Source organism: bacterium (assembly GCA_031082185.1).
Classification (GTDB): domain Bacteria; phylum Sysuimicrobiota; class Sysuimicrobiia; order Sysuimicrobiales; family Humicultoraceae; genus VGFA01.
In genome coordinates this window covers 303,177-319,230 of sequence record JAVHLI010000001.1, presented here as the reverse complement: position 1 = coordinate 319,230, position 16,054 = coordinate 303,177, and the positions used below count along the sequence as shown (strand labels likewise).

Below are 16,054 nucleotides of genomic sequence, written 5' to 3'. Positions count from 1 at the left end.
CAGTGGAGTTCACGCTCAACGGACGGCAGGTCTCGCTGGAAGCCCGCAAGGGCGCGAGCCTGCTGGAGGTGCTCCGCGAGCAGTGCGGCCTGACCTCGATGAAGGACGGGTGCGCACCGGAGGGCTCCTGCGGCGCGTGCACGGTGCTCCTGGATGGCAGGGCGGTGGTATCGTGCGCCCAGCCGGCGGAGAGGGCCGCCGGACGGCAGGTCACCACGCTTGAAGGACTGCCCGAGGAGCACCGCGCGCAGTGGGCGGACTGCTTCGTCGCCTCCGGCGCGTCCCAGTGCGGATTCTGTACACCGGGCATCGTGATGAAGGCCGAATCCCTGCTGGACCGTAATCCCGATCCCTCTCGCGAGGAGATCGCCAGGGCCCTGGCCGGCAACCTCTGCCGGTGCACCGGCTACATCAAGATCATTGACGCCATCAGCTACGCCGCCGGGGCGCGGCGCGGGGAACCGGTTCCTGCGCCCGATCGCAGCGGCAAGGTGGGATCGCGCACCGCGCGGTACCAGGGTCGAGATCTGGTGCTGGGCCAGAAGCCGTTCGTGGCCGACATGCGCGTACCCGGCATGCTCCACGGCGCCGTGCGGTGGTCCGATCACCCTCGGGCAAAGGTATTGCGCATTGACGTATCGAGGGCATGCGCCCATCCCGGCGTCGTCGCGGTGGCCACCTGGCGCGACGTGCCTGGAGAGCGCCGGGTGGGCCTGATCTTCAGCGACTGGCGGCAGTTCGTGGCCGAGGGCGAGGTCACAAACTACGTCGGGGACATCCTGGCGGTCGTCGCGGCCGAGTCCAGGGCCGCCGCCCGCGCGGCCGCGGCCCTCATCGAGGTGGAGTACGAGGTACTGCCCCCGGTCACCGATCCGTTCGAGGCGCTGGCCGAGGGCGCCCCGGTGGTCCACGAAATGGGCAACCTGCTCTCCGTGACGAAGGTGCAGCGCGGCGACGCGGGCGCGGCGCTCGCAGGCGCTGCGTTCGTAGCCGGGGAGACTTTCCGCACCCAATCCATCGAGCACGCGTTTCTCGAGCCGGAGGCCTGCCTGGCAGTGCCTTCCGGCGACGGCGGCGTGCACTTCTTCTCGCAGGGGCAGGGCATCTGGGAGGACCGCCGGCAGGTGGCATCGGTGCTCGCGCTCCCTGAGGAAAGGGTCCGGGTCACGCTGGTTTCCAGCGGCGGCGGCTTCGGCGGCAAGGAGGATCTGAGCGTCCAGGCGCACGCCTCACTGCTGGCCGTGATGACCGGTCGGCCGGTGATGCTGGCGCTGTCACGGCGGGAGAGCATCCGGTTCCATCCCAAGCGCCATCCCATGACCATGGAGTACACGGTCGGCTGCGACGAGGCGGGACGCCTGCTCGCGGTGCGCGCGCGGATCGTGGGGGACACCGGCGCCTACGCCAGCGTCGGGGACAAAGTCCTGGAGCGGGCGGCGGGCCACGCCTGCGGCCCATACCGCGTGCCGAACGTGGACGTCGAGTCAAGGGCGGTCTTCACCAACAACCCGCCCGCCGGCGCCATGCGCGGGTTCGGGGTCAACCAAGTCAGCTTCGCGATGGAAGCGATGATGGACACACTGGCCCTGCGGGTGGGCATAGACCGCTGGGAGATCCGATGGCGTAACGCATTGGACGTCGGCGACGTCTTCGCCACCGGCCAGAAGCTGGGGCCGGGCGTCGGCCTCAAGAAGACGCTGCTCGCGGTGCGCGACGCCTTTCGCTCGGCGCGCTACGCCGGCATCGCCTGCGCCGTAAAGAACACCGGGATCGGCAACGGCCTGACCGAGTACGGCAGGGCGGTGCTGCGCGTCGAGGAGGGCGGCACGGTCACGGTGTTTCACTCCTGGACCGAGATGGGACAGGGAGTTCATACCATCCTTCAACAGGTGGCCTGCGAGGAACTCGGCCTGACACCCGACCGGGTGGCGGTCGCGGTTGACACGGTGCGCGAGTTGGGCACCGGTGAGACCACGGCTTCCCGCGCCACGGTCCTCGGCGGGCTGGCGGTCATCGAGGCGGCGAAGCGCCTGCGGGCCGCGCTCGGGGGTGGCCATCTCGGGGGCGGTCGGCTCGGGGGTGGACGGAGCGGGGATGCTCGGCTGGAGTCGCTGGCCGGGCAGGAGTTCTACGGCGAGACCGTGATTGACTGGACCTCCAAGCCGACCCCGGGCGTGGAGGATCAGGTGACGCACTTCGCGTACGGCTGGGCCACCCAGGTAGCAATCCTCGACGATGACGGGCGGGTGGCCAGGGTGATCGCGGCCCACGACGTCGGCCGGGTTATGAATCCGACGCTGCTGGAAGGCCAGATAGAGGGGTCCGTCCACATGGGGATGGGGTACGCGCTCTCCGAGGAACTGGTGCTGGAGGGAGGGGTGCCGGTGACCGACACCCTCAAGTCGCTGGGCATCGTGCCTGCGGTGGGGATGCCTGCGGTTGAGTGCATCTTCGTCGAGGAGTTCCAGCCCGAGGGACCATACGGGGCCAAGGGAGTTGGAGAGATCGGCAACATCCCCACGGCCGCGGCGATCGCCGGCGCGCTGTGGTCCTATGACGGCATTCGCCGGACCCGGCTGCCCATGAAGGATTCTCCCGCGGCCCGAGGGTTCGTGCCCAAAAGGGCGCGGCCCGGCCGCGTTGAGGGTGTGTGAGGTTGAGAATGCCTGAGATGGGTCTCGCCCTGACCGGCGGTACCGTGCTTGCGTCGCTGGACGCGCCAGCGCTTCTCCAGGCCGACGTGCTGATCGAGGGAGGCCGGGTGACCGCGGTCGGCCGGGCTCCGGAGGGTCTTCCGCGCCGCGACTGCTCGGGCTGCCTGATCATCCCTGGTAACGTCTGCGCGCACACGCATCTATACTCTGCGCTGGCGCGAGGCATGCCCTACGGCCTGGAGCCGCCGGCCAACTTCACGCAGATCCTCCGGCGCGTCTGGTGGCGGCTGGACCGGGTCCTGGACGAGGAGACGGTCCGCGCGTCGGCACTGGCCGGCGCGATGAGCGCGCTGCTTTCCGGCACAACCACCGTCGTTGATCACCACGCCTCGCCCTACGCCATCGCGGGCTCGCTCGATGTCATTGCGGACGCGCTCGGCGAACTCGGCCTGCGTTCGGTTCTCTGCTACGAGGTCACCGATCGCGATGGGCCCGAACGTGCGCGCGCCGGGGTCGAGGAGAACCGGCGGTTCCTGGCCGCGCAGCGGCCCCTGGCAATGGGCCTGGTGGGCGCGCACGCGTCGTTCACTCTCTCGGCGGACACGCTGGCCGCCTGTGTCGAGCTTGCGCGCCAGGCAAGCGCAGGCGTTCACGTCCACGTGGCCGAAGACGGAGCAGACCAGCGCGATGCCCTGGCCCGCTTTGGCCGGCGCGTGGTGCACCGGCTGGCCGATGCCGGCGCGCTGGATGATCGGGCAATCCTGGTCCACTGCGTGCACGTGGACGATGGCGAGATCGCCGCGATTCTCCGCTCCGGAGCGACCGTGGCGCACAACGCGCGGTCCAATATGAACAACTCGGTCGGCCGCGCGCGGGTGGGCCGCCTCGGAGAGCGCGTGGTGCTCGGCACCGACGGCATCGGCGCCGACATGTTCGCCGAATCGGCGGCCGCGTACTGGCGGGCCCGGGAGGACGATCTCTTCCTCGACTTCGCATGGCCGCTCCAGCGCATGGCCGCAGGCGCGCGCATGGCCGGGAGGATCCTGGGCGAACCCGCGCTGGGCCGAATCGAGCCCGGCGCGCCGGCAGACATCACGGTGCTGGACTACCCTACCCCAACGCCGCTGCACGAGGGCAACCTGGCCGGCCACTGGATCTTCGGCCTCTCGGCGCGACACGTGCGCGACGTTGTTGTGGGCGGCGAGATCGTGGTGGCGGATCGGCGGCTGACAAAGGTAGACCAGGACCGGCTTGCCGCGCAGGCAAGAACGCAGACAGAGCGGCTGTGGCGCCGCCTCGAGGAGATAGGACCCCACGAGTTCGAACCCGCAGGAGGACCGAGGCCATGACACCAGGCGGCGGACGCGTAGCCCTGTACCTGCAGGACAAGCATCCCATTCGCCAAGGAATGGAGTACGTGCGGTACGCCGAGGAGCGCGGGTTCGAGGCGGTGTGGCAGGCGGAGAGCCGCCTGGTCCGCGAGGCCACGATCCCGCTGGCCGCGTTCGCGGCGGTCACCGACCGGATCAAGGTGGGTTCGGGGGTCGTCAGCCTCTGGACGCGCAACGTGGGACTGCTGGCGGCAACGTTCTCCACCCTCGACGACCTGGCGCCGGGCCGGGTAATGCTCGGGGTCGGCGCTTGGTGGGAGCCGCTGGCCACAAAGGTCGGGGTGAACCGGCGCAAGCCGCTGCAGGCGATGCGCGAGGTCGTCGAGGTCACCCGGCGGCTGCTGGCCATGGAGAGGGTGACCTACCACGGCGAGTTCGTGCACGTCACCGACATCGAGCTCGACATCGTGCACGGCGACCGTTCGCCCAAGAAGGTGCCCATCTACATCGGCGCGACGGGCATGAAGATGATGGAGCTGACCGGTGAGATCGCCGACGGCGTGCTGCTGAACTACCTGGTCAGCCCCGGCTACAACAAGACGGCGATGGAAGCGCTTGCCGCCGGCGCCGCCAGGGCCGGGCGGAGGGTCGAGGACCTCGACCGGCCCCAGCTCGTGGTCTGCTCCCTGGACGAGGATCGCTCTTTGGCACTGGACCGCGCCCGCGAACTGGTGACGCAGTACCTCGGCCAGCAGCCCCACATCATGAAGGCCAGCGGGGTGAACCCGGCGCTGCTGGACGAGATCGGCAAAGAGCTTACCTGGCCGGCCGGGCCGGAGGAGATCCACAGGGCAATGCGCCTGGTGCCCGACGAAGTGGTCCAGATGATAACCGCCTCGGGCACCCCAGCGGAGTGCCGCGCCAAGGTCCGTGAGTACGTGGCCGCCGGGTGCACCTGCCCCATCCTGTATCCCCTTGGAGACGACGTGCGCGCCATGATTGATGCCTTCGCAGAGGGACGGTTTTGACCAACCTCACCGCTGAAGAGACCTTCGTCCGCCTCGATAACGTCACGCTGGACTACCAACACGAGGGCCAGGCGGTCCGCGCCGTCGAGGACGTGAGTCTCACGGTGCGGCGGGGCGAGTTCGTGGTGGTGGCTGGGCCCAGCGGCTGCGGCAAGACCACTCTGCTCAAGGTCCTGGCCGGCCTGGTCGTGCCCGGGAAGGGCAGCGCCAGCGTGGGGAACGTGCAGGTGCGAGGCCCCCAAAAGAACGTGGGAATGGCATTTCAGAACCCTATCCTCCTCCCCTGGCGCAAGGTCATGGACAACGTCCTGCTCCCGATGGAGGTCGTCGCCCCACACAAGCAGCGGTTCCGCCGCCACCGCTCGGAGTACGTGGCGCAGGCGCGGGAGTTGCTCGCGTCGGTCGGCCTGAGTGGGTTCGACGACCGCCACCCCTGGCAGATCTCCGGAGGGCAGCAGCAGCGGGCCAGCCTGTGCCGCGCCCTGATCCACAATCCGGAGATCCTGCTGCTGGACGAGCCCTTTGGCGCGCTGGACGCCTTCACCCGAGAGGAACTCTGGCAGGTCCTGCAGGACCTGTGGATGCAGCGGCGGTTCACCGTGCTGCTGGTGACCCATGACCTGCGTGAGGCAGTGTTCCTGGCGGACACCGTGTACGTGATGAGCACGCGCCCTGGGCGGATAGTGTCCCGTACCACCGTGGACGTTCCGCGCCCGCGCACGCTGGAGGATACTTTCAGCGCGCAATTCACGGAGACGTATCACGAGATCAGGCGCCAGATCGGCGAGGTGCTGGGACGGTGAGCGGACGATGAAGCGCTCAAACTTGTTGACAGAGTGGCTGCCCCCGCTGGTGGTGATCGTGGCCGTCTTCGCAATCTGGGAGGCAGGGGTCGCCTTGCTGCGCGTGCCCGAGTTCATCCTGCCCGGGCCCACCGCAGTGTGGGTAGCGCTGGTGAAGTGGCGCGAGGCCATCTGGTTCAACGCCTCGCAGACGCTGTACACAACCCTGGTGGGATTCGCCATGGCCCTCGCCGGAGGAATGGGGCTGGGACTGGCCATCGGCTACTCAACGCTGGTGTACCGGGCGCTCTATCCCCTGCTGGTGGCGTTCAACAGCGTGCCCAAGGCGGCGATCGTGCCCGTGCTCGTAATCTGGTTTGGAATCGGCACGATCCCGGCGATCCTCACCGCGTTCCTCATCTCGTTCTTCCCGATCGTCGTGAACGTGGCCACCGGGCTGGCCACGCTGGAACCGGAGCTGCAGGACGTGCTGCGGTCACTGGGAGCGTCCAAGCGCGAGATCTTCCTTAAGGTTGGCATTCCCCGATCGCTGCCCTACTTCTTCGCGTCGCTCAAGGTTTCGGTCACGCTGGCATTCGTGGGCGCGGTGATCTCGGAGACCGTAGCAGCAAACAAGGGCATCGGCTACCTTATGATCGCGGCCAGCTCGCGCTTCGAGGTGCCGCTCGTGTTTGCCGGATTGATCGTGGTCGCCGCAATGGGCGTGGCGCTGTTCGCGTTCTTTGCGATCATAGAGCACCGCCTGACGAGTTGGGCCTACCGGGGACCGGCCCTGACCGTCTGAGGGGAGGAACCATGGGTAATCCAGCGCTGCTCATCATTGACATGCAGAACGACTCCTGCCTGCCGGGCGCGGCATTCGAGGTGCGTGGCGCTGTGGGCGTGATTCCCAACATCAAGAAGCTGCTGGATGCCTTCCGGAAGCACGGCCTGCCGGTCGTCCACTCGGCACGGGAGTACAAGGCGGACGGCACTGACATCGAGATCACGCGGCGCGACCGGTTCCTCCGCTCCGGCGGCGCGTTCGTGCCGGGCACGAGCGGGCATGCGCCCGTCGAGGGGCTCGAGCCGGTCTCCGGTGAGGCGGTAGTGCACAGACAGCGGTGGAGCGCCTTCCACAAGACCGACCTGGAAACCGTGCTGCTGGCCCAGGAGGTCGAGCTCGTGGTGCTGGCCGGGGTGGAGACCCTGGGCAGCATCCGGTGCAGCGCTTACGACGCTCTCGCCCTTGACCTTGAGGTCGTGGTCGCGTCGGATGCGACCATGGCCGGCGATGCCGAAGCGCACAAGGCCAATCTGCGCGACATGGAGACAGTCGGCATCGAGGTCTCCTCAACCGATCACATCGTCTGGGCGCTACCCCGCCGGCTGGGCAGGAGGCTCCGAGCCCGGCGCGACGAGGCGAAGGCCCGCCAGCCCTGATGGGGCGCGTACCGCCTGCTGGCTGCGGCGTGTGCGTCCATGTCCTCCCCAGTCAACGTAGGCACATTTGCTGCCATCGATGCATAATCTTGCAGTAGCCATGATAGGAGCGGTCCAATGAGCACCAAGACTGCGGTTGTTCACAGCGACCCGAAGATCCTCGGGGGTACGCCTGTGTTCGTGGGCACGCGTGTCCCCGCTCAGGTCTTGTTCGACTGCCTGGAGGCTGGCGACTCGCTGGAGCGCTTCCTTGATCAGTATCCGACGGTCAGCCGCAAGCAGGCGCTCGGCGCCCTCGAGATCGCCCGCGACGCCCTGATGGCCGTTGCGCGTTCTTCTTGACGAACAGGTGCCCAGGGACCTCGTGGCTGAGCTCACCGGCCACGAGGTCCGCACGATCGCCCAGATGGGCTGGAAAGGCCTCGAGAACGGCGAGCTGCTGGCCCGTAACCGCATCGAAGCGCTGCAGCCGCTGGTCCATGCCATCTTACGGGCCCTGGCAGCTGTGCGCCCTGGTGAAATCCAGCGGGTTGGTGCCTAACTAACTGGAACTGAGCGCGCCCTCCCGAACCTCCTGAGAGCTTCCAGGACCGCCCGCGCGCCGAACTCGACCGCATCGGAGGGAATCCGCTCGTCGGCCGCGTGCACGAGGCGCGAGAAGTTCATGCCCTCGGGCAGGCGCATCGGCAGGAAGCCGTACGTCTGGATTCCCAGCCGTGCAAAGAACCGCCCGTCGGTGGCGCCGGCCATGAGATACGGCACCGGGATGCCGGTTGGATCCGCATCGCGTAGAATCCCCGCAAGCAGACCGAACATCCCCATGTCGGGTGACGCGGAGCCGGGGCCGTGGCGGACCACACCCGGCTCGCCGACCGCGTTCAGGGCGACGTCGGGCCCCACGATCGGGCGCAGCTCGGCAATCAGGTCATCCGGTGTGCACCCCGGCAGCAGCCGCCCATCCATGTCAAGGAGGATCTCGCTGGGGATGACGTTGATCTTCTCGCCGCCGCGCACGATGGTCGCGTTTACCGTGTTCCGCAGCAGCGAGGAGAACATCCGGCCGCGCTCACCCATCAGCGCCAGCGCGCCGTCTGCGCGACGCGGGTTCAGCAGAGCGCGCAGGATCCAACTGGACGGCGGCCGCAGTGAGCCGGCGATCGCCTCGATCATCTGCCGGGCCACAGGAGTCACGCGCACCGGCAGATGGCGCCTGTCCAATGCCCTCAGTACGCGTCCGAGCGACGCCATGGCGCCGCCCTGCATGGGCAGGGCACCGTGCCCGCCGGGCCCGCTAATCGTCGCCCTCAACCGGCAGATCTGCTTCTCGGCGACCTGTATGGGATAGAACGTCCGGCCGCCGACCGGCATACTGAACCCACCGAACTCGCCGATGGCGTAGCGGATCCCTTCGAACAGCCCTGCGTGGTTCTCGACCAGGAAGCGGGCGCCGCATTCACCGTTGGCCTCCTCGTCGCAGAGGATCGCCAGCACCACGTCGCCGGCCGGCCGCAGGCCCTCGGCACGGGCGCGTAGGAGCGCGGCAAGCAGCATCGCAACGCCGCCCTTCATGTCCAGGGCGCCGCGGCCCCAGACGAAGCCGTCCACCATGCGGCCCTCGAACGGTGGGTGCTGCCAGACCTGCCCGGCGGTGGTCACGACGTCCACGTGCCCGTAGAGCAGCAGCGGCGGCGCACTGCCCTCGCCGGCCAGGCGCGCGATCAGGTTGGGCCGAGCGGGATCGCGGGCCAGAAGCGTGGTCTCGAAACCGGCTGCGGTCAGCAGGTCGTTGATGTAGCCGACGCAGGCGGCTTCGTTGCCCGGCGGGTTGGTGGTGTCGAACTGGATCAGGCGCCGAAGCAGTTCGGCGGGATGTTCGAGGACGGACACGGGATCCTCCTGGGGCTCTGGCCTACTCGGGCTCCATCAGCGTCCCCTGCCCGTGGGTCAGGCCCCAGTAGTGCGGGACCGCCTTCGGACCCGGCACGTCGGGCGCAGGCGGCGGGCCGGATGAGGTGGCCGGCCGGGTGAGGCCGATCAGGTCGTCGGGCCGGACCGGAACGCGGTTCAGCTCTCTGCCGGTGGCGTTGCGCAGCGCGGCTACGATTGCGGCGGTCGAGACCACGGTGGGCGGCTCGCCCACGCCCTTGACGCCGAACGGCGACCCTGGTTCGGGCTCCTCGACCAGCACCGCCTCCACCGGCGGCATGTCCAGGATCGTGGGTATCAGGTAGTCGGTGAAGGAAGCGTTCAGGATGCGACCTTCCCGCACCTGAACCTCTTCCATCAGGGCAAACCCCAGCCCCATGGCCGTGCCGCCCTCGATCTGCCCGTAGACGGCCTGCGGATTGATCGCGCACCCCACGTCCTGCGCCGTGGCGATTTGTACCACCCTGACGAGCCCCAGTTCTTCGTCCACCTCCACCACCGCGCGCTGCGCCGCGAAGGCGAAGCTGACGTGAGGGTCGCCCTGCCCCATGGCGTCCATCTCGCGCGTCGCGCGGTGGTGGTAGACGCGCGTGCGCTCGATCGGCTCGTCGAGGTACATCTCAATCGGACCCTCCAGGACATCGCCTGTCTCAGCGCTGAGGCCGGCGCGCCGGAACAACTCCTCCCTGATCGCCCGGCAGGCCAGTTGCACTGCTCCGCCCGACATCATGGTTTGACGGGATGCGGATGTGGACCCGGCCGAACCCACAAGCGTGTCCGAGGGGTGCAGCACGACGTGCTCAACCCCCAGCTCGGTGCGCGCGATCTGAGCCAGCACCGTGTGCACTCCCTGCCCCACCTCGGCCGCGGCGGAGTGCACCTCGGCGATCGCCCCTGAAGGCCCGGCAAACAGCTTGACGCGCGCCTCCGCCGAGTCGTCGAAGCCGTCACTGTAGGCGATGTTCTTGTAGCCAACGGCGAACCCGACCCCACGGAGCAGCGCCTCGCCGCGCGAGACGTTGCCGGCGCCGCCCGGGTAGGAGAACTGATCGCGGCGCCCCCTCTCCTCTACCGGCATCGGGATCGCGGCGCACCGCTCGATCACCTCGCGCACCGGCGCGCTACCCCGGATGACCTGGCCCGTCGGCAGGACCGAACCGGCCCCAAGCGCGTTCTTGAGACGGAGCGCCACCGGGTCCATCCCCAGCGCTTTGGCGAGTTTGTCCATCTGCGCCTCGTACGCGAAGCAGACCTGTACCGCCCCGAACCCACGCATCGCCCCGCACGGCGGGTTGTTGGTGAAGACCCGCGTGCCCTCGATGAGCGCGTTGGGCACCTCGTAGGGCCCGGTCGCGAAAGTTGAGGCGTTGCCGATTACCGCCGATCCCGACGACGAGTACGCGCCGCCGTCCAGCAAGAGCCGCGCTCGCACGTTGACGAGCCGGCCCTCGCGCGTGGCACCATGACGCATCCAGATCCGGGATGGGTGCCGGTGAACGTGGCCGAAGAACGACTCCTCTCGGCCGTAGACCATCTTCACGGGCTTCCCGGTGCATAGCGCCAGCAGGCAGGCATGAATGTGCATGCTAACGTCCTCGCGCGCGCCGAACGCGCCACCCACTCCGGCCAGATGCAGCCGCACCTTCTCAGAGGGCAGGTTCAAGCAGGGCGCCACCTGTTCGCGGTCCACGTGCAGCCACTGCGTGGCTACGTAGAGATCCACACCGCCGTCGGCGTCGGGGATCGCCATGCCGGACTCCGGGCCCAGGAACGCCTGGTCCTGCATCGCGGTTTCGTAGTACCCCTCGACCCACACCTCGGCCTCGGCGTCGGGATCGCCGTGCACGATGCGGACGTGCCGGAGCACGTTGCCGTACTCGTGCAGCCGGGGCGCCTCGGGTCGCAGGGCCGCCTCCATGTCGGTGACCGCGGGCAGGACCTCGTAATCCACGACGATCTGCGCGGCCGCGCGCCTGGCGGTTTCGGGATCCACCGCCGCAAGGATCGCCACCGGCTCGCCGACGTGCCTGACGCGGTCCCCTGCCAGCACCGGCTGATCGGCGAACTCCAGCCCGAAGTTCTTCTTGCCGGGCACGTCACCGGCCAGGAGCACGGCGTGTACGCCGGGTAGGTCCAGGACACCGGCGACGTTGACCGAGCGGATCAACGCGTGCGGGTGCGGGCTGCGCAGGGTGTGCCCCCACAGCATCCCTTCGGCCCAGAGATCGCTCCCGAACTGAAACGCGCCCTTGACCTTGGGGACGCCGTCCACACGGCGGACGCTCTCGCCGACTCCGCCCCGCGTCCTTGTCACCGTTCCGATGCTCATGCCTGAACGCTCCCCCTGGGCCGGCCGGCGATCCGAAGCGCGGCTCGGCGGCCCTCCGAGGCGATCGTGGCCTCATCGGCGCCGACCAGGCGCGCATCCCTAACCACGGCCCGGCCTTCCACGTACAGGTGCCGCACGCGCTGTGGGCTGCAGTGCACGAGCGCGGCGACGGGATCGGCACCCGCGCCGGCGTGCTCCAGTCCCTCGACCGAAAACAGCGCCACGTCCGCGCGCTTCCCGACCTGCAGCGAGCCGATGTCATCGCGGCCCAGGCAGGCCGCCCCTCCCCGCGTGGCCACGCGCAGCGCCTCCCGAGCGCTCATCGCGGCGGCGCCGCCGGATCGGGCAACCAGCAGTCCCATGCGCGCTTCGGCCAGCAGGTGCCCGCCGTCATTGGACGCGGATCCGTCCACGCCCAGACCCACCCGTGCGCCGGCGTCAAGGAGCAGGCGCACAGGTGCGATGCCCGATCCCAGGCGCAGGTTCGAGGTCGGGCACCAGGCCACACCGGTCGCGCTGTGGGCGATCTGGTGAACGTTCCGGTCTGAGAGGTGCACGCAGTGCGCCAGCCAGACATCTTGACCCAACCACCCAAGGTCTTCGAGCAGCTCCACGGGCCGCTTTCCATAGGTGGCTTTGCAGTAGGCGTCCTCGTCGAGGGTCTCGGCGATGTGGGTATGCAGGCGGACTCCCAGGCGGCGGGCCAGCGCCGCGGACTCACGCATCAGCCGCTCGGTCACGGAGAACGGAGAGCAGGGCGCCACCGCGATCCGCAGCATCGCCCCAGGAGCTGGGTCGTGGAAGCGAGCAACGGCCTCCTCGGTTTGCGCCAGGATCGTCTCCGTGTCCTGCACTATCGAGTCGGGCGGCAGCCCGCCCTCGGACTCGCCTAGATCCATCGATCCGCGGCAGGGATGGAACCGCAGGCCGATCTCGCGGGCCGCGGAGATCTCTGCTTCCAGTAGGTCCAATCCGTTGCTGGCCTTCGGAAAGACGTAGTGGTGGTCCGTTGTCGTTGAGCAGCCTGAGAGCGCCAGTTCGGCCAGGCCCACGCGCGAGGCTGCGAACATCCACTCCTGATCCATGCCGGCCCAGACCGGATACAGCGCGCGCAGCCAGCCGAAGAGGCCCTGGTCGAGAGCGCGCACGCGCGTCAGCGTCTGGTACAGGTGGTGGTGCGTGTTAATCAGGCCGGGCAGCGCGACCAGACCGCGGCCGTCCACGCGCTCCATCGGGCCGATGGAGCCGCCGGGGGACGCCTGCGGAGGGGATCCCAACCCGACCCAGGTGATTACCCCGTCTTCGAGCAGGAGCGACCCGCCGGGGATCTCGGTGCCCGCGTCGTCCATCGTGACGAGAACGTCGCACGATTCGATCAGAACCCTACTCATGCGGTTCGTCCGCGCAGGCGCTCGGCAGCCAGCTGCACCGCGTCGAGGATCTTCACGTAGCCGGTGCACCGGCACAGGTTGCCGGACAGTGCCTCCCGCACGTCTGCCTCGCTGGGCGAGGGGTTGCGCGCCAACAGGTCGGCTGTGGCAATGACGAGCCCAGGCGTGCAGTAGCCGCACTGGACGGCCCCTGCTTCGATAAACGCCTCCTGCACCGGATGGAGCCCCTCGGGACCGGCAAGCGCCTCCACGGTGCGCACTTCGCACTCGTGCGCCTGCGCCGCCAGCACCAAGCAGGAGCACACCACTTCGCCGTCCAGCCAGACCGAGCACGAGCCGCACTCGCCCTGCTCGCATCCGTTCTTCGTGCCGAGCATGCCGAGTTGCTCGCGCAGCACGTTGAGCAGGCTTGCACCGGGCTCCGCCTCGGCTGTTCGCCACTCGTCGTTGACCTTCAAACGAATCAGCATCGCCGATCCTCGAGCGCCCAGCGCAGTGCCCGCCGCGCCAGCACTTCGCAGGCGTGGCGCCTGTAGGCCGCGGTGCCGCGGATGTCGTCAATCGGTTTGGCCGCGGTGGCTACGCGCTCGCCGAAGGCCTCCAGCACCCCCGGCGGCACAGGCACAACCGGATCGTCCCAGGCGCCTGCTGCATCCAGCGCGCCCGCGGCAAAGGCCTCGGCCTCGGGCGCCCGCAGGACCGTGGGGCCGACCGATCCGAGCGCGACCCGCACGGCACGCCGGTCCTCGTCCAGCACCAGGCACAGACTCGCGATCGCGATAACCATCGCGTTGCGCCTGCCGACCTTGGAGAACGAACCGGGGCCGCGCGTGATGCGCCAGCGCGCGCCCAGGATCAACTCATCGGGTTCGATCGCGGTCTTCTTGGGACCGACCAGGAACCGGTGCCACGGGAGCGCCCTGGTGCCTCCGCCGGATCTGGCGAGCACCACCTCAGCGTCGCACGCGGCCAGCACGGGCAGCGCGTCGCCTGCAGGAGACGCGGTGCCCAGATTGCCGCCGATCGTGCCTCGGTTGCGGATCTGCGGCGAACCCACCGAACGCGACGCCTGAGCCAGCGCGGTGAATCCGGGCAGTTCCCGGATAATCCGGCTGAACGTCATCCCGGCGCCCAGGAAGAGCGTGCCGTCAATACAATGCCACTGCCGCAGTTCGGGAAGCCGACGGATGTCTAGGGCAATCGGGGGCAGGCGGCGTCCGAGGTTCAACTCGACCATCAGGTCGGTCCCGCCGGCAAAGGGAACGGCCTCGGGATGGTCCGACTTCAAGCCGAGGGCCTCGTCGAGCGTGCGCGGAAGCAGAATGTCCATCTACTCTCAACGGTTCAACGAGCAACTGACTGCTTTCCTGCCTGGCCTTCCCTGCCTGGCAGCGGCAACCCGCCCGCGGCGCAGGAACCCTGAACCGACCCGGTGAATTTCGTTACAATGGACCTCGCACGGCTCATCCAGGTCGCCAGGGGCAGGGAGCCCGCCGACCTTCTTCTGACCAACGCGCGCGTCATAGACCTGTACGACCACGACGTGATGGAGTCCGATGTCGCCATCCTCGGCGACCGGATCGCCGGGATCGCCGCCGGTCCGGACCGTGGCGCGTATCGAGCCCGTGCGGTCTGCGACCTGGGAGGATCGTACCTGGCTCCCGGGTTCATTGATGGACACGTGCACATCGAGAGCGCGATGCTGAGCGTCCCGGAGTTCGCGCGCGCGGTCGTGCCCAGAGGCACCACAACCGTGATCGCCGATCCGCACGAGATCGCCAACGTGCTGGGCATGAGCGGCATACGCTACATGCTGCAGGGGGCCAAGTACAACCCTCTCAGCGTGTTCCTGATGGCCTCGTCCTGCGTCCCGGCCAGCCCAATGGAAAGCGCGGGCGCGGAGGTCTCTGCCTACGACATCGAGACCCTGATGCAGGACAAGTGGGTGTTGGGCCTGGCGGAGATGATGAACTCCCCGGGCCTGCTGGACTCAAACGAGGACGTGGTCGCCAAGATCCGCTCGGCCGCCGGCCGCCCGATTGACGGCCACGCGCCCGGGATCAGGGGCATGGACCTGAACGCCCTCGCGGCGGCCGGGATCGGCTCGGACCACGAGTGCACGACCGTGGACGAAGCCCGGGAGAAGATGCAGCGGGGAATGGTCATCATGCTGCGCGAGGCCACCGGCGCGCGCAACCTCCAGGACCTGCTGCCGCTGGTTACGCCCGGGAACGCTTGGCGCTGCTCCTTCGTGACCGACGACCGCAACCCGAAACACCTGCTGGAGGAGGGGCATATTGACTCGATGGTCCGACAGGCGATCGGGCTGGGGCTCGATCCCTTCCTGGCGCTCCAGCTCGCCAGCCTGAACACCGCCGAGCACTTCGGGCTGCGCGACCGCGGAGCCGTCGTGCCGGGACGGCTAGCCGACCTGATCGTCTTCGACAACCTCCGTTCGCCGCGCCCCCGGCTGGTCTACCGTCACGGCCGCCTCGTGGCCCAGGACGGCGAGCTGCTGCCCTACCAGCGGCCTGAGAAGCTGCCGATGCTGCGCGGCTCGGTCAACGTGCTGCGCAGCGGCCTCCACTTCGGCATACCCGCGCGCGGCCGCCGCGTGCGCGTGATCGAGGTGGTTCCGAATCAACTGGTAACCGGAGCCGGTGAGGCAGAGATCACCATCGTCAACGGCGAGGCGGTCGCCGATCCCGGCAGGGATCTCATAAAGCTGGCGGTAATCGAGCGGCACACCGGAAGCGGCCGGGTCGGTATTGGATTCGTGCGCGGCTTCGGGTTGAAGCGCGGCGCGCTGGCCTCGACCATCGCCCACGACGCGCACAACCTGATCGTCCTGGGCGCCTCCGACGAAGCCATGCGCGTTGCGGTGGAGCGCGTTCTCGAAATGCAGGGCGGGCTGGTGGCCGTGGACGGTGAGGAGATCACGTCACTCCCCCTGCCCATAGCCGGCCTCATGTCGGACGAACCGCTCGCCGGGGTCGCCGAAGGGCAGCGGGCATTGCTGGCGGCGGCCCAACGCCTCGGGGTACCCCTGGCGGATCCGTTCATGACGCTGTCGTTCATGTCGCTTTCGGTGATCCCGGACCTGAAGCTCACCGACCGCGGACTGGTGGACGTGAACAGGTTCGAGCTGGTTCCGCTGTTCCTCGATTGAT

Annotated in this window: 14 protein-coding genes; 9 read left to right on the top strand and 5 right to left on the bottom strand. The window is 68.6% G+C overall.

Annotated elements, in window-relative coordinates; genetic code table 11:
* The first annotated feature begins 2 nt into the window (after nucleotides 1–2).
* The 8 genes from xdh (at nucleotide 3) to RDU83_01610 (ending at nucleotide 7,779) form a co-directional block, all read left to right on the top strand.
* On the top strand, nucleotides 3–2,654 hold the full coding sequence (gene xdh / locus RDU83_01645; GenBank protein ID MDQ7839714.1) for a selenium-dependent xanthine dehydrogenase: 2,652 nt from the start codon (nucleotides 3–5) through the stop codon (nucleotides 2,652–2,654).
* A gap of 8 nt (nucleotides 2,655–2,662) precedes the next feature.
* Complete coding sequence (locus RDU83_01640) at nucleotides 2,663–4,003, top strand: amidohydrolase family protein (protein MDQ7839713.1); 1,341 nt, start codon at nucleotides 2,663–2,665, stop codon at nucleotides 4,001–4,003.
* On the top strand, nucleotides 4,000–5,013 hold the full coding sequence (locus tag RDU83_01635; protein MDQ7839712.1) for an LLM class flavin-dependent oxidoreductase: 1,014 nt from the start codon (nucleotides 4,000–4,002) through the stop codon (nucleotides 5,011–5,013). The genes RDU83_01640 and RDU83_01635 overlap by 4 nt, the downstream gene beginning before the upstream one ends.
* Nucleotides 5,010–5,816 (top strand): ABC transporter ATP-binding protein, encoded by an 807-nt coding sequence (locus RDU83_01630; protein ID MDQ7839711.1) that lies wholly within the window; start codon nucleotides 5,010–5,012, stop codon nucleotides 5,814–5,816. Before RDU83_01635 ends, RDU83_01630 begins: the two co-directional genes overlap by 4 nt.
* 7 nt (nucleotides 5,817–5,823) lie before the next feature.
* Nucleotides 5,824–6,600, top strand: a complete 777-nt coding sequence (locus tag RDU83_01625) for an ABC transporter permease (protein MDQ7839710.1) — start codon at nucleotides 5,824–5,826, stop codon at nucleotides 6,598–6,600.
* Nucleotides 6,601–6,611: 11 nt separating this feature from the next.
* A complete protein-coding gene (locus RDU83_01620; protein ID MDQ7839709.1) occupies nucleotides 6,612–7,238 on the top strand; it encodes a cysteine hydrolase in 627 nt (208 codons plus the stop codon).
* 117 nt (nucleotides 7,239–7,355) lie between these two features.
* Nucleotides 7,356–7,580: a DUF433 domain-containing protein gene (locus tag RDU83_01615; protein MDQ7839708.1), complete on the top strand. Its 225-nt coding sequence runs from the start codon at nucleotides 7,356–7,358 to the stop codon at nucleotides 7,578–7,580.
* A 7-nt stretch (nucleotides 7,581–7,587) separates the two neighbouring features.
* Entirely contained in the window at nucleotides 7,588–7,779 is a 192-nt protein-coding gene (locus tag RDU83_01610; protein MDQ7839707.1) for a hypothetical protein, read from the top strand.
* Here the strand turns inward: RDU83_01610 and RDU83_01605 are convergent.
* The 5 genes from RDU83_01605 to RDU83_01585 are packed head-to-tail and all read right to left on the bottom strand — an operon-like array spanning nucleotide 7,776 to nucleotide 14,214.
* Nucleotides 7,776–9,125 (bottom strand): M20/M25/M40 family metallo-hydrolase, encoded by a 1,350-nt coding sequence (locus RDU83_01605; GenBank protein MDQ7839706.1) that lies wholly within the window; start codon nucleotides 9,123–9,125, stop codon nucleotides 7,776–7,778. The genes RDU83_01610 and RDU83_01605 overlap by 4 nt on opposite strands.
* Nucleotides 9,126–9,147: 22 nt before the next feature.
* On the bottom strand, nucleotides 9,148–11,493 hold the full coding sequence (pucD, locus tag RDU83_01600; protein MDQ7839705.1) for a xanthine dehydrogenase subunit D: 2,346 nt from the start codon (nucleotides 11,491–11,493) through the stop codon (nucleotides 9,148–9,150).
* Nucleotides 11,490–12,884 carry an 8-oxoguanine deaminase gene (locus RDU83_01595; protein ID MDQ7839704.1) on the bottom strand — a complete coding sequence of 465 codons (1,395 nt, stop codon included), beginning with the start codon at nucleotides 12,882–12,884 and terminating at the stop codon, nucleotides 11,490–11,492. The genes pucD and RDU83_01595 overlap by 4 nt, the downstream gene beginning before the upstream one ends.
* The gene (locus tag RDU83_01590; protein ID MDQ7839703.1) at nucleotides 12,881–13,354 is read right to left on the bottom strand and encodes a (2Fe-2S)-binding protein; all 474 of its coding nucleotides are present in this window, start codon (nucleotides 13,352–13,354) and stop codon (nucleotides 12,881–12,883) included. Before RDU83_01590 ends, RDU83_01595 begins: the two co-directional genes overlap by 4 nt.
* Nucleotides 13,348–14,214: an FAD binding domain-containing protein gene (locus RDU83_01585; GenBank protein MDQ7839702.1), complete on the bottom strand. Its 867-nt coding sequence runs from the start codon at nucleotides 14,212–14,214 to the stop codon at nucleotides 13,348–13,350. The genes RDU83_01590 and RDU83_01585 overlap by 7 nt, the downstream gene beginning before the upstream one ends.
* Nucleotides 14,215–14,316: 102 nt before the next feature.
* Between RDU83_01585 and ade the strand changes: the two genes are divergently transcribed.
* Nucleotides 14,317–16,053, top strand: a complete 1,737-nt coding sequence (ade, locus tag RDU83_01580) for an adenine deaminase (GenBank protein MDQ7839701.1) — start codon at nucleotides 14,317–14,319, stop codon at nucleotides 16,051–16,053.
* Nucleotide 16,054 lies beyond the last annotated feature (1 nt).

Coding starts and splice junctions, on each gene's coding strand:
- RDU83_01640 (MDQ7839713.1), top strand. CDS start 2,663: ATGCCTGAGATGGGTCTCGCCCTGACCGGCGGTACCGTGCTTGCGTCG.
- RDU83_01635 (MDQ7839712.1), top strand. CDS start 4,000: ATGACACCAGGCGGCGGACGCGTAGCCCTGTACCTGCAGGACAAGCAT.
- RDU83_01625 (MDQ7839710.1), top strand. CDS start 5,824: ATGAAGCGCTCAAACTTGTTGACAGAGTGGCTGCCCCCGCTGGTGGTG.
- RDU83_01620 (MDQ7839709.1), top strand. CDS start 6,612: ATGGGTAATCCAGCGCTGCTCATCATTGACATGCAGAACGACTCCTGC.
- RDU83_01615 (MDQ7839708.1), top strand. CDS start 7,356: ATGAGCACCAAGACTGCGGTTGTTCACAGCGACCCGAAGATCCTCGGG.
- pucD (MDQ7839705.1), bottom strand. CDS start 11,493: ATGAGCATCGGAACGGTGACAAGGACGCGGGGCGGAGTCGGCGAGAGC.
- RDU83_01595 (MDQ7839704.1), bottom strand. CDS start 12,884: ATGAGTAGGGTTCTGATCGAATCGTGCGACGTTCTCGTCACGATGGAC.
- RDU83_01590 (MDQ7839703.1), bottom strand. CDS start 13,354: ATGCTGATTCGTTTGAAGGTCAACGACGAGTGGCGAACAGCCGAGGCG.
- RDU83_01585 (MDQ7839702.1), bottom strand. CDS start 14,214: ATGGACATTCTGCTTCCGCGCACGCTCGACGAGGCCCTCGGCTTGAAG.